The 13,460-nt window shown below is 52.1% G+C and carries 7 protein-coding genes and 1 pseudogene; 5 read left to right on the plus strand and 3 right to left on the minus strand.

Features of this window, described 5'->3' with window-relative positions:
- Together BIS10_RS12630 and BIS10_RS12635 are read left to right on the plus strand one after the other, a co-directional pair.
- Positions 1–3,120 (plus strand): bifunctional diguanylate cyclase/phosphodiesterase (locus BIS10_RS12630; RefSeq protein ID WP_253505715.1); only part of this gene is annotated, 3,120 nt, incomplete at its 5' end.
- Positions 3,121–3,595: 475 nt separating this feature from the next.
- Positions 3,596–4,984, plus strand: a complete 1,389-nt coding sequence (locus tag BIS10_RS12635) for a sensor domain-containing diguanylate cyclase (protein ID WP_083023279.1) — start codon at positions 3,596–3,598, stop codon at positions 4,982–4,984.
- 18 nt (positions 4,985–5,002) lie between these two features.
- Here BIS10_RS12635 and BIS10_RS12640 read toward each other — a convergent pair whose 3' ends face one another.
- A complete protein-coding gene (locus tag BIS10_RS12640; RefSeq protein WP_253505717.1) occupies positions 5,003–6,736 on the minus strand; it encodes a PilZ domain-containing protein in 1,734 nt (577 codons plus the stop codon).
- A gap of 309 nt (positions 6,737–7,045) precedes the next feature.
- Between BIS10_RS12640 and BIS10_RS12645 the strand changes: the two are divergent.
- Positions 7,046–7,430, plus strand: a pseudogene (locus tag BIS10_RS12645) (transposase); the annotation flags it as partial.
- 251 nt (positions 7,431–7,681) lie between these two features.
- Here the strand turns inward: BIS10_RS12645 and BIS10_RS18930 are convergent.
- Both BIS10_RS18930 and BIS10_RS12660 read right to left on the minus strand, forming a co-directional pair.
- Positions 7,682–9,694, minus strand: coding sequence for a methyl-accepting chemotaxis protein (locus BIS10_RS18930; protein WP_301282045.1), 2,013 nt, complete (start codon positions 9,692–9,694; stop codon positions 7,682–7,684).
- Positions 9,695–10,250: 556 nt separating this feature from the next.
- The gene (locus tag BIS10_RS12660; RefSeq protein WP_083023991.1) at positions 10,251–10,739 is read right to left on the minus strand and encodes a MarR family winged helix-turn-helix transcriptional regulator; all 489 of its coding nucleotides are present in this window, start codon (positions 10,737–10,739) and stop codon (positions 10,251–10,253) included.
- Between the two features lie 159 nt (positions 10,740–10,898).
- Between BIS10_RS12660 and BIS10_RS12665 the strand changes: the two genes are divergently transcribed.
- Both BIS10_RS12665 and BIS10_RS12670 read left to right on the plus strand, forming a co-directional pair.
- Positions 10,899–12,089 (plus strand): hypothetical protein, encoded by a 1,191-nt coding sequence (locus BIS10_RS12665; RefSeq protein WP_083023993.1) that lies wholly within the window; start codon positions 10,899–10,901, stop codon positions 12,087–12,089.
- Positions 12,089–13,330 (plus strand): Zn-dependent hydrolase, encoded by a 1,242-nt coding sequence (locus BIS10_RS12670; protein ID WP_253505719.1) that lies wholly within the window; start codon positions 12,089–12,091, stop codon positions 13,328–13,330. The genes BIS10_RS12665 and BIS10_RS12670 overlap by 1 nt, the downstream gene beginning before the upstream one ends.
- Positions 13,331–13,460 lie beyond the last annotated feature (130 nt).

Genomic DNA, 13,460 nt, shown 5'->3' on the forward strand with positions numbered 1-13,460 from the left:
GGGCATGGCACTGTCTGGGTGAATGGCGATAATGGCTATATTGCCATGCAGGTCAGTGGGTTAGAAGTGCTTCCTGGGGCCGGTCTCACGGATTCAGGTTCTTCTACGTCAGTGGCAGGTCTAACGGCTACAGGTAGTGTTTTTTGCCTGTTATTCGGCGTGGGCTTGTTAATCATTGTGCGTCAACTCTATTGTCCGGTGCTGTTACTGCCACGCTCTGCCATCATAGCTGGAGTGTTAGGCGTCACGGCTAGCCTATTGATCTGGTTAGCCGGCAGTTGGGTGCAATATCATGCTCGCGTTACTAGTGCCGAGAATTTAGTGAGCAATATAGCTGATGGGTTGTTGCAGCGTGTTGAAACAGATACCCGCTTAATTGAACGCCTTACCGCGCGGTGGCTAGCATTAGGAGACGCCCCAAATCCTGATGTCCAGCAAGTAGAAATGCACACCCTGATGAATGATGAGCCAAGCTTACAGGCCATCGCCTACTTGGGGCCTCAGTCTCAGACACGTTGGCGAGTAGGACGTGAACCTGAAGATCTGTTGTGGTTAATGGATCAGCTAGTGAACCCCATAACGCTCGGCTGGCTTCGCCAACAAGGGGAGCTAAGCCGACGTCTTAGTTGGCATTTTCCAGAACCTGAGCGCAGTAGCCTTGGTCTCTTAGCGGTCTCCCTTGATGGTGGGCAGAACACCATGCTGACCGCTATTGACTTCGCTGCCATCATCCGCAAACAGCGCCATCTGGATACGGGCGGTTTCACAGTCACCTACACGTCACACGATAGAACGTGGGGAACGCTAGCGGCCCAAGATTGGCATGAAGGGATTACGCCTCGGGTATTTGCTTCCCGTGAAGTGACCCTTCCTGGAGGGCCGACCTTTACAATTTCAGCGCTCGATGGGCCGCTGCCTATTGCCAGTTTGCCCGGTGCTTTGCCGGTCGTATTCGGCCTTTTGGGACTAGTGTTCTCCTATCAGTTGATTATCAGCCGCTCGCTGGTAGCGATTCGAGACCAACAAGCGGCTGCCCTGCAGCTTAGCGAGCAGCGCTTTAGCTCGCTATTTACCCAAAACCCAGATGCTGTCTTTGCGTTTGATAAAGAGGGTAACTACCGCAGCTTCAACCCGGTGACTGAGTCGATTATTGGTTTCCGAGAAAGCGAACTGTTGAACCGGCACTTCCGTTGCGTGATTTGTGAACCTGCCTGTTCACGAGCAGATATCGAGCAGACGGAAATGGCCTTCCGTGCTGCTTCCCAAGGAAGGCCATATAGCTACACCATGTGCTATACCCGTGAGGGAGCTGCTCCCAAGTATCTAGATGTATTGATGCTACCCATTATCGTCAATGGGGAGATCGACGGGGTGTTTGGTATCGCGAAAGATAGCACCGTGCGGGTAATCACTGAGGAGAGGCTAAACATTCTGGAGCGTAGCCTTGAAGCCAGCAATAACGGTGCCGTTATCTTCGACGTTCGTGAAGATGGAAGCCCGGTTGTCTACGTTAACCCAGCCTTTACACAAATGACGGGCTATCTGGAACAGGAAGTGCTTGGCCAATCGCCAGTTTTTCTGGTGGGTAGCAAGACAGCACCCAATGATATTGAGCAAATTAACACAGCCGTCCAGAACGGTGACAGTCTATCGACCACTATGCGCGCCTATCGGCGTGATGGCACCTCTTTTTGGAATCAGCTATTTCTATCGCCCGTGCGTGATGCGGATCAGCACGTCACTCACTTTGTGGGCATTATGAACGATATTTCAGAACGTAAAGAGCAGGAGAGTCAACTAGCCTATCAGGCGACCCATGATGTACTGACAGGCCTTGGAAACCGTGCTTTGTTTAGTGATCATCTTGCCCACGATGTGGAGCTAGCCGCTCGTAGTGGGCAGACGTTAGCCGTGCTGTTTATTGACCTAGATGAATTCAAACCCATCAACGATACGCTCGGCCACAAGGTGGGTGATCAGTTATTGATCAGCGTGGCAGAGCGTCTGCAGCAGGGCCTACGGACTAGCGATACGCTAGCCCGCCTGGGGGGTGATGAGTTTGTGCTCCTGCTTCCTGACCTAAACCATCCTAGTGAAGCGGAAGAAGTCGCCAGTCGGCTGCTGGAAGACCTGAACAAAGCACATCGAGTCAGTGGGCATGAGCTCCATGTCTCGGCCAGCATTGGGATTGCGGTAAATCGCGGTGGGCTAGATGAACCTGAGCGACTGCTTCAGCATGCCGATATGGCGATGTATAAAGCTAAGCAACAGGGGCGTAACACCTATGAGCTTTTTACCGAAGATCTCGATAGTAAGCTGAGTCAGCGTGTTAGTTTGCGATGTGAGCTGCAGGAAGCTATCGAGCAAGGGCATCTCAGTCTGCACTACCAACCGTTGCTAAATAGGGCCGGTCATGTTGATGGGTTAGAAGCCCTGGTCCGCTGGCATCACCCGACCAAAGGCTTTATCTCTCCGGCAACCTTTATTCCCATGGCGGAGGAGACGGGCCAAATCATCCCGCTAAGCCGCTGGGTCATGCGTCAAGCATGTAAAGATGCACATCGGTTAGTGTCGGAAGGGCTGCTAACAGGGCGTATGGCGGTCAACTTATCGCCCTTGCAGTTTCACCGCCCTAACTTTCTGAGCACGTTGCGCCACGTACTGAAAGAAACAGAGCTAGCACCAGAACATCTAGAGCTGGAGCTTACCGAAGGGATATTGATGCATGATACTGATGGAGCTATTGATATTCTCAACGCTCTAAGTGGTATGGGGGTCAGTACCAGTATTGACGACTTTGGTACCGGCTTTTCGAGCTTGCGATATTTACGGGATCTGCCTATTGATAAGATCAAGATTGACCGTAGTTTCGTACAGGATGCTGCTAAGAGTGATAAAAATGCTGCTATCTGCCAGGGTATTATTACGTTAGCCCAGGAGCTAGACCTTCGAGTCGTCGCTGAGGGAATCGAGATACCAGAGCAGCACGACTACTTAATGTCACTGGGCTGTGATGTGTTCCAAGGGTACTTGTTTGCTAGGCCTATGCCGCTAGATAGCCTCGTCACATGGCTTGCTCAGCAGCAAGCTGATTTTTATACGAAAAGCTCTATTTGCTAATGTCCTCTTTACAAAAGCAGCATAGGGGAAAGGAGTGGTTGAACGTTACGAGAACTCTGATGACGGCAGGGCATAGGTTGAAATTATCGTGTCGCCCCTCAAATCATGGGCAGGCTCAAGCGGGATGATCGAAAAATAATCAATGGTATCTTCTGGGTGCTGCCGTATTGTTCGCACTCGTTGCCATCGTGGAGCGGCGGGGTTATAGCCAGCGTTGCCTTTACGCTTTGTTGGTTAACGACCTGGTTAAAATTACCAGAACCGTCAATTATGGTTCTAGATTCTATTCTGTGAGTTTAATAGGGTTGGCTTGCAGGATAAGATTAACGATGCTATCTGCAATAGCTCTCTTATTGATAAAACAAGAGCGTCCAATGAGCCGATCCCCTAACTCTTTAGCAGCGCCCCTTGTTCTCTCGGTGCCGGTCAATGCCTGTGATTGCTTAGCAGCACTGAGCAGGGGGGTAGTGCTTTGATGGACGCAGAGCACTGGGCAGACGGTGTCGATCGTTTGTTAGCTGAATTGGGTCCTGCGACTAGGGCTAGCCGTGTTTGGATTTTCCAGCTTTTGGAGATACAGCCTGAGGCGGTAATTCAAGACTATGTCTTCGAATGGGCCGCTTCCGATCGCTATCGTCAGTTGAGCCAGCGGCGCTTTCGCTTCTTCTCCTCCTCTCTCAAGGACCCCGAATATCGCCAGCTAGTCGAAGAGCGCAAGTTGGGAGGATGCCATGATATCTGTGTCCCCATCATGCCTGCCGGACCACTGCGGCGACATCTTGAAAGCCAAGGAATCCAATCCATGGCAACAGTGCCTATCTTTGTGAATAATCGTTGGTGGGGCACTTTGGGAGTCGATGACTGTGAGCGTGCTGTTAGCTGGAGAGGGCCGGGTCTTGACTTGCTAACCGCCGCCGGACAATTGATCGCAGCGGCTCTCTACCGTTACCAACTGAGCCATCGTTCTCGTCAGATAGAGCTGTTTCACAAGGTGGCCGACTGCGGTGTCTGGGAAATCAGTTTGCGCAATGGGCGCGTATGGTGTTCACAAACACTAAAATCGACACTGGGTTATCCGAAAACTTATCCGCGCGTGCCACTGAGGCGTTTGCTTGCCCGTCTCCATAAGAAAGATCGAGCTAGACTCTGGTCTCACTTAAGGAAGATTTATAGTGATGTAACACCTACCCAGTTGCGCCTAGATGCTCGAGTACGGTTCGACAATTCAGAGTGGGTTTGGCACGAAATCATTGCCGAGTTTCAATGCAATGAACAGGGGGAGCCGGTTGCTGTGGCCGGCTTGCTGGTCGATATTAGGCAGCGCAAACAGCATGAAGAGAAGGTGCAGGCTGACTCCGAACGAGATGCTCTAACCGGTGCTCTTAACCGACGAGGCTTAGAGCGCTACCTTGAAGCAGACACACATGTTAAGAGTTCAAGACACTTTATTCTGTTTGATATTGATCATTTCAAGCAGGTCAACGACACCTATGGTCATCCGGTTGGGGATGCCCTGTTGAAGTTAATGGTGGAGCGACTACAGCATGAGCTTCGAGCAGATGATTGGCTTGTACGTCTAGGAGGTGAAGAGTTTGCTGTTCTCGCCAGGAATATGCAGGATGATCAAGCCATCGTGTTGGCAGAACGCCTACGAAGAAGCGTAGCTGATGAGCCTTTCTACGTTAAAGTGCTTGGAAGTAAAGAGTCCTTGCCGATAAAAATGTCGATTAGTCTAGGTATTGCCCGCCAGCCTGAGAACCATTCTGACCCATTGGGCCAAATGATGGCTCAGGCTGATCAAGCGCTCTACACTGCAAAACGTGCTGGGCGTAACCGAGCCGTTTCGGATTTGGCAACAGAATAACCACTGTAGTGTTTTGGGTTATGCCTTCACGACTTTTACGCCGTAGTCGGCCGGGTTAACAATACCCTCCAATTTTCCAAGCTGTGAAAAATCGTCGCTGCCAATGACACTGCTAATGTTAGTGTCAGGGAAGCGTAGATTCTTGACAATATGAACTTGTGTTGGCATGCACTTGCTGTCGATATCCATGACCCAAGCGAGAAATCCTCCCGAGAATTTAGCTAGACTGCCGATAGGGTAGAGGCCATAGGCCTGTATGTATTCCACCAGCACTGTTCTGTCATAGGCAGTAGTAGCCTCATGAATCATACGATAAGCATCCAACGGTGTATGGGGCGGGATGCCGTTGCGCGAATGCATCAGTTTGTTGATTGCTTTAATCACGGAAACTAGACGCACTAGGTCAGACAGCTCATTACCTCGCTTGCCCGCCGGGTAGCCCGAGCCATCTAGACGCTCGTTAGCATTCTCAATGACTTGTCGGCAAGTGGAACTAGGTGTCCATTTAAGCTCTTTCAGCTTGTCACAAAGCACGGTCACGTGACCTCTGAGAATCTCCTTCTGCGTTGGGTTCATGTTGATCTTAAGCGATGGTAACTCAGCGTTGACCAGCAGTGGTTTACCCAGGGTATGTAGCAACGCCCCTAGCATGGCTTCACGTACACGTGAGGAGTGCGGATCACGCGCCAGCATCATGTCGGCTAACTGAGCCGTCACCTGTACGGCATGGCGAACCCAGTCCGGTTCGTCACGTAAGAAAGATAACGCATAGAGAAACGCCTTGCGATCTTGCTCGACTAGATAGCGTAGAGTGTCAACGCAGTCGTAAAAGATCACTCCGGGAAACAGATGACGGGCCTTCATATACATGAGTCCCACCTGGAGTTGGTGAGCCACTTCCATCACACCCCGTTCCATTGGTGATAGGCGTGTCCGTTTCTCGTTTCCATGGGTCTCACGCTGTAAAAGTTTTTGCTCCTTCGCCCCAGGGATAAACAGTGAAGAGTGGTAGTCCAGTTTATCCTTAGCCCCAGTGCGGTAGGAGGCCTCACGCTCGGACTCTGACACAAATCGAAATAGCGCCTCTGTCTGAGGAGTAGTCATGTTAATGAATTGGACGCCGACGGCAGCATAACCCTGGTTGCCAAAGGGGCGGATATGGCACACTTTTCCCTCAGCAAAGAAGCTCTCGCCATTAGGAAACTCGAGAGTGACTCCGGGTATCTCCTGACCCACGCCAATCGCAATACTCTCTGCTAGGTCGATATCGACCATGCAGCCACCTACCGATAAATTGCGTAGCCGGCCTGGCACGCTGAGTTCATGAAGATAGATCTCAAGACTAACGCGTACATGCATACCCAGAACAAAAGGAATACGGACCGCCCCGCGTTGCTCGCTCACAAAAACCGACTCTGGGAGCTGGCACTCTAGGTGATAAAGTGTGCTGTCAGTTTTTAGTAGCTTAGCGGCGACATTGCTGAGGCTGTAAGTCTCACGCTCCATGGCTTGGGAGCCTTTCAACGCTTCCAGATCGAAGCTGACGCCGCCATTAGTGAGATAACGCTCAATATCACTATCGGCATACTCTACTTCTAGAACCAAGCGGCCAGTGTCTAAGTCAAGCTCGTGAACGACTGCCTTTAGAGGATAAGCCATATCCTTGGCGTACAGAGAAACCACATGTTTGTGCTGGAGCAGCGCCCGAATCACGGCCGCGGAGGGGTTTGAGTAGAGGGCGGGATGGGTCATGATAGGCACCTGCGTATACGATAGTATGTTTTGTTGGCCTAGAATATGTAGACCTTGACCTATCTACAGACATCATGCTCCTGATGTGAGAGGGAGGCTGTTAGTTAGATTGAACAGCGTTTCTTCCATCCTTTTGATAAGTAAGAGGTAAGTCTCTTGGGCTTTTATGCTGAGAAAACCAGCACCTCACTTTCTGCAAGTAAGTACCGCTACTGCTCCTCAATTAGTGTCCCTAACACCATTATCGGACATTGGTAAAAAAATGGTAGCAACTCGTCTTCAACGCAAGCCACGATGTCGACGTCACCCTCTGATGAAGTGGGCCGTCGTGACCAAATCCTTGACATGTTCACTATCCACTTGCGGCCACCCTAGGCGAGTAAATGTGAAATGCCCGGCCATTGGGAAGGCGACCTGATTAACGGAAAGAACAATGCGTCTAAAGTGAGTTAGTAGAGTTCCGCAGTGGCTGTCTTTTTCTCGCGAAAATGGTCCACGCTAGCGAAAACATCAACGGCCTTCTTCGCCAATACCTACCGAAGTGGACGGATATCTCCGTGTATAGCCATGAAGAACTAGACGCGATTGCCTTAAACTGAATATACGACCACGCAAGCTATTTGGCTTTAAAGGTCCGGAAGTGATAAGCGCACTGATGGCTAACCATCATGCAAGCCCACTCACTAACCAGTAGGGGGGCACTCAGAACCTGCATCCGCCCTTTAAGTAGGGCGTATATATCATTGCTTTCAATAGCTACCAGCTTCACTGCCGACAAAAATATATTAGGCAACTCCTAAGCGGCAGGTCGCAGGTTCGACTCCTGCCAGGGGCTCCCCTTATCTTATTCACTGTTTCTTCGTTTCGCCCCCACAGGCGCCCCCATAGGGAACGCTTGCTTCAGAATTGTATTCTCAAAAGAATGGGGCCGGATGGCCCCATTGCTTAGAACGTCTCCCATGCAGCCTCATTATCCGTTTGACGGGATTGCGAGGAAGGTTTGGCCATTGCCTTAACAGAGTTCGTGCGTCCGTTGTGTAAAGCAGACGAGGCGGAGGCGCTGGTATGTAACCTCTTTGCTGATGGCTCCCGGTTATCATTGATCTTGAAGAAAGCCATGGCTTGTTCTAGCCGACTGGCCTGATCTTCTAGTGATACTGCGGCGGACGATGCCTCCTGTACCAGTGAGGCATTCTGCTGAGTCACCTGGTCCATCTGGTTAACCGCCTGATTGACCTGCTCGATGCCATCGCTCTGCTCTCTGGAAGCGGTGGCAATCTCATTAATGATGCCATTTACACGCTGCACGGCGACCACTAGTTCTTGAATGGTGGTGCTGGCCTGCTCCACCTGGGTGGTGCCATCCTGTACTTGAACCACCGACCCTTCGATCAGGGTCTTAATTTCACTGGCAGCCTCGGCACTTCGGCTGGCTAGGTTGCGAACTTCACCGGCTACCACTGCGAAGCCGCGCCCCTGTTCGCCGGCACGTGCTGCCTCGACAGAGGCATTGAGCGCCAGGATATTGGTCTGGAAGGCGATAGAGTCGATTAGGCCGGTGATATCGGCAACCTGCCGTGAGCTATTGGCGATACCATGCATAGTTTTGATGACACGCTCTACGACCTCGCCCCCTTGTTCAGCCTTGTTCGAGGCATCCTGGGCCAGTTTGCTAGCCTGATGTGCATTGTTGGCATTCTGCTTCACCGTGGTGGTGAGCTCCTCCATGCTAGAAGCCGTCTGCTCTAGCGAGGCAGCTTGCTCTTCGGTGCGGGAGGAGAGGTCGGTATTGCCAGTGGCGATTTGTTTAGAGCCAATGGCCACGTTGCCTGCCGCCGTCGAAACGTTACCAACGATTGTCCTCAGTTTTTCGACCATTTCCTTAACGGCCGCAAGCAGGCTTTCCGTATCCCCTTGACGTACTTCCGGCACGGCCTGGAGGTCGCCATCCGCGATACGGCGAACGATTGCCTGCGTATAGGCTGGTTCTCCACCGAGTTGACGCAGCAGGTTATGCACGATGAGTGCAGCCAGTAAAATGGAAATCACCACTACTAAACCACTAAAGAGTGCAATAAGCAGAAAGGCGACCTGCGCCTGGTGGCGAAGCGCCTTAGCACTGGTGACCAGATCCGCGTTAATCTGTTCCAGTACCTCCATCATCAGGTCGATGCGTGCGGTGCTGACCTGATACCAATAGGAACCTTCGGTGCCGCCTAGTTCACCTGTCAGGCCCCCATCCAAAACTAGTTGGCGGATACGGATGACTTCGTTGACGTCACGGCCCTGCACAATACGCTCATGGGTGTCGATGAGCGCTTGATCCGCCTGCTTGGCGAAGAGCTCTAGGTAGAGGTTCTGCCTCGCGACGAGGCGTGAGTAACGCTGATGCTCTTCGGGGGTAAAACGCCCAACGGTGATCGGGGCGGCGCCGTTGGCGCGCTCCTGGCCAGCAGCTCCCTTGCCGAGTGCATAGTTGACATAGGCATTCACTTTGCCCGCGATGTCAACGTCGGGGCTTTGGCCTGCGGTCGCGGTGACAATATGGAGGAGGTGATTGATGGTTTCTGTGTAATAGCGGAGGCTTTCGTTGACCGACATACCCTGTTGATCAATAGTGTTTCGCGTCCTGTCTAGCCGGCTAATCGCCTCAATAACCTCGGCGAGTTGTTCTTCGAAGTAGGTGCCGAAGCGCTCGGCCTCGAAGTCGGCAAGTAAGAGGTTAAGCGCTTGTCTGGCTGTATCAGTGAGCCGCCGCTGCTCGCTAAGCATACTGCGCCCCTGGACGCCCTCGCTGCCGAGAAAAACAGAGGAAGCCCCGCGCTCCTTCTCTAGCTCATGGATAATAGCGCCAACAGGAATAGAGAGTTCGACCAGCTCAACCAGGGCTGTCATCTCGTTACGGACTTTCCACCGCTCGATAACCTCGGTGCTGGCAAACCATAACAGGGCCAGCATCGGTAGGGCCAGAAGCAATAGGATCTGGGAACGAACCCGCATTCTGCGGAGTATGGAGACATTCATTAATTTGAAACTCACCTTGATGGAGTTTAACGATGTGAACCGGTGTTAGTGGCCACACTCGACAAAGTGCTTCACACCATGCATCGAGCGATGGGATAACAGCATCCCTTTCGGTTACGTTGGTGTCAGCGCTAAGCGTGGGGTTGGCTAGCCGTTTATGCGTTACCACGCCATTGACGGATTCGCAGCGCTTCGTGGCCTTTCACACAAGACCCATTGGCCTTACGCAAGAAATTTAGCTGTTCAATAACGTGACTCATGGTAGCTCTACAGGCTCCTCAAATAGGTATATACGCGACCCGGCAGGCGGGTTCTGGGGAGCCTCAGTTTGAGCGATAAAAGCCTGAATTGCTGCGGGATTACCTCCATATACCACCTGCCTACCCCTAAGGGGGTAGGCTCTCTTACCGTACTTGAGTGTTTACTCTGCTTTGTTGCCGAGGGCGTTCATACCTGCGCGGAAGACATCGACTGCGCGAAGGGCCAACGCTTAAAACACCTCAAAGGCTGCTGAGCTGTTCAGCGTGTCGCTATCAATGATTTTTCGGCACAAGCGTAGAAAGGTTTCCTTTTCGGAATCCGTTAGCACACCAAATACCTCCTCTTGACGCTGTTTCACTTTCTCCTCTATGCCCGCTAACAACGCCGCCCCTTCCTCAGTAGGGAAGAGGTGTTTCGCGCGCGTGTCGCTTTTATCTACCTCGCGCCGGATCAGCTGGCGCTCCTCAAGCAGCTTGATGGCCCGGCTGATGGAATTCTGAGGGCGTGGGAACAGAACCTGGACCTCTTTAGCGAGAATGCCTGGAAAATAGACGGTGGCATAAAGTGTTGACCAGGCATGTACCGGCATATCGTAGTTTTTCTCGATAAAGCGGCTAGTGACTTGGTTGTTGGCCAGCACAATGTGACTCATCGCCATCAGGTAGCAGAGGTCGGAGGAGAAGGTCTCCTCGAAAATTGAGAGCCCCTTGTCAGACATCTTGTATTCCTTTCCATGTGGTATGCACGTCATCATCCTCTTGCAATATAGATCCATATGGTTCTATATTGAAAATATGCTTTATCTCATACGCAGCGCATTACAAATTTAATCTTGCCTAACTAGCTGCGTTCAAACCTAAAAAAAGTAGGGCTTCACATGCCACAATTAGCAGCCTTCGCAATACTCGCGTTTATTCTCTACGTTGGCGATGTCGCCGCCACACGTTCCAAATCCAAACTGCCTTCCGTCTTCATCTGCGCTGTCCTATTCCTGCTGGGTTACTGGACGTTCTTTCCTGAAAATATCGTTGAGCTTGCCGGTATTCCGACCCCTGTTGTGTATCTAGCGATGTACCTGCTCATCACGAACATGGGCACCTTACTGTCGATTGATGAACTGAAACGACAGTGGCGGACCGTAGTGATTGCCCTGACTGGGATCGCGGGTATTGGGGTATTCCTGTTCACTGTGGGCCAGCTGTTCCTGGATTATCAAACAATCATCGTGGCAACACCGCCACTGACAGGCGGCATTGTATCGTCCTTAATTATGTCACAGGCGGCGTCTGAAGCGGGGCTTGAGAGCCTGGCTGTGCTCGCTATCCTCATCTATGTAATGCAAGGTTTTATCGGCTACCCCTTAACCTCCATGATGCTCCAGCGGGAAGGCCGCCGAGTGTTAGGCCTCTATCGCTCGGGCCAATGGAAAACCGAAAGCGATGGTAAAACCGGCTCAGCAGACCATGACCCTCACCAGCCGCGTTTATTCAAGAAGCTTCCGCCTGCTTATAACACAACGTACTTCAAGCTTTTCCGGTTAGGGGTGGTGGCTTTTCTAGCCTGGGGAGTCGCGCAACTGATCCAGCCATTTTTTGATATCAGCCCCTTCGTGCTTTGCCTGATTGGCGGAGTGCTCGCTACCTCCTGTGGTTTTTTAGAGCGTCAGCCGCTTCAGTCTGCTAACTCTTTTGGCTTTGTTATCATGGTGCTGATGCTATTCATTTTTGGCGGCCTCAACCGGGCAACGCCTGAGATGTTGCTGGACCTCGCTGCCCCTATGTTTGGTGCCATCATCATCGGTATTGTGGGTATGTATTGCTTCTCCTACATCGCTGGCCGGTTATTAGGTATGACGCCAGCCATGGCTTTTGCCTGTTCACTCACCGCCCTTTACGGTTTCCCCGCTGACTATGTGATCACCAATGAAGTCGTGAACACCCTGACGGACGACGAGGACGAGCGCGCCGCACTTTCCGCCCATATGTTGCCCTCAATGTTGGTCGCCGGTTTTGTCACCGTGACCATGGTATCGGTCGTTATTGCGGGCATTTTTGTAGGATTTATTTGATGACTAAGCAGCATGTAAACGAAACCCGTATCCAGGAGATGATTGAAGGGATTGCACAATTCACCTCGACACCTGGCAAAGGAACCACGCGCCTGACATACAGTGAAGAGCACCGTGGTGTACGAGACTACTTGTTAACGAAAATGAAAGAGGCCGGGCTTCAAACCCGAGAGGATGCCGTTGGCAACCTATTTGGCAGAATAGAGGGCCAAAATCCGGATCTTCCACCGGTATTGGTGGGATCACATTTTGACTCGGTGCCCAACGGCGGCGCATTTGATGGCCCTGCCGGTGTGGTGACGGGGCTAGAAACCGCTTTTGTGTTCCAAGAGCTTGGCCTAAAGCCTGAAAGACCTGTCGAAATCATTGCCATGATTGAAGAGGAGGGCGGGCGCTTTGGCAGCGGTCTTTTAGGTTCTCGGCTTCTCACTGGCCAAGTATCGCAGCAAGACCTGCAAGAGCTGAAAGACGCGAACGGCGTCTCCGTTGCTGAAGCAATGTCCACGTTTGGGTTAGACCCTTCTCATGCTGACAAAGTAGCGCTTGCAGCAGACTCTATTCATGCCTTTCTAGAGCTGCATATTGAGCAGGGGCCAGTGCTAGAGCAGCACGAAGAGGATGTAGGGATAGTGACCGAAGTCGTCTCGCTCTCCCAGGTAGAGGTAACGGTGAAGGGGGCTGCGGGGCATGCAGGCACCACGCCCATGAACGCCCGTAAAGATGCCATGGTAGGGGCCGCTTCAATCATTGCGAAGCTACCCGAGATGGTAAAAGCGGTGGATGACGCCGCAGTAGGTACGGTAGGGCGCATAACCGCGCAACCTGGCGGTGCCAATGTGATTGCGGATAGCGTCTCGTTCAGTGTGGATATTCGTTCGCCCAGTGCCAACAGCGTTGCCCAGATCAAAGAGCGTTTAAACACCGCGTTAGAGCAGCTTCAACCCAGCGGCCTGACCTATAACGTTAGCGAGAAGATCACGATCCCATCGACCCCCATGTCGGCAGACATCCAGAAGCAGTTCGCCCATGACGCCGACAGCTTTGGGCTTAAATGGCGTCATATGCCCAGTGGGGCAGGCCATGACGCTATGATCTTGTCCAAAATCACCCAGGTGGGGCTGGTCTTCGTGCCCAGCCGAGATGGTATCTCCCACGCACCTGAAGAGTGGACGGATTACGACAAGCTCGCGAAAGGCATTGAAGTGATTTTCCGTACCGCTAAAGCGCTATCGGAGAGTTAAAGCTCTGTACCATTAGTAGCTGTTGAAGCCCCGCCTTAGGTGGGGCTTTCTCGTTTCAAAGCATAAACGAAGCTTACAGCGGCACACAGCGGCTATATGGCACGGTTGCCAGGGGGGAGGCCCCCAGACC

The sequence above is a fragment of the Halomonas sp. 707B3 genome (assembly GCF_024158645.1).
Classification (GTDB): Bacteria; Pseudomonadota; Gammaproteobacteria; order Pseudomonadales; family Halomonadaceae; genus Vreelandella; species Vreelandella lionensis.

What these genes read in the sequence shown, in the direction of transcription:
- BIS10_RS12635 (WP_083023279.1), top strand. Translation starts at nt 3,596, where the DNA reads ATGGACGCAGAGCACTGGGCAGACGGTGTCGATCGTTTGTTAGCTGAA.
- BIS10_RS12640 (WP_253505717.1), bottom strand. Translation starts at nt 6,736, where the DNA reads ATGACCCATCCCGCCCTCTACTCAAACCCCTCCGCGGCCGTGATTCGG.
- BIS10_RS18930 (WP_301282045.1), bottom strand. Translation starts at nt 9,694, where the DNA reads ATGCTGGCCCTGTTATGGTTTGCCAGCACCGAGGTTATCGAGCGGTGG.
- BIS10_RS12660 (WP_083023991.1), bottom strand. Translation starts at nt 10,739, where the DNA reads ATGTCTGACAAGGGGCTCTCAATTTTCGAGGAGACCTTCTCCTCCGAC.
- BIS10_RS12665 (WP_083023993.1), top strand. Translation starts at nt 10,899, where the DNA reads ATGCCACAATTAGCAGCCTTCGCAATACTCGCGTTTATTCTCTACGTT.
- BIS10_RS12670 (WP_253505719.1), top strand. Translation starts at nt 12,089, where the DNA reads ATGACTAAGCAGCATGTAAACGAAACCCGTATCCAGGAGATGATTGAA.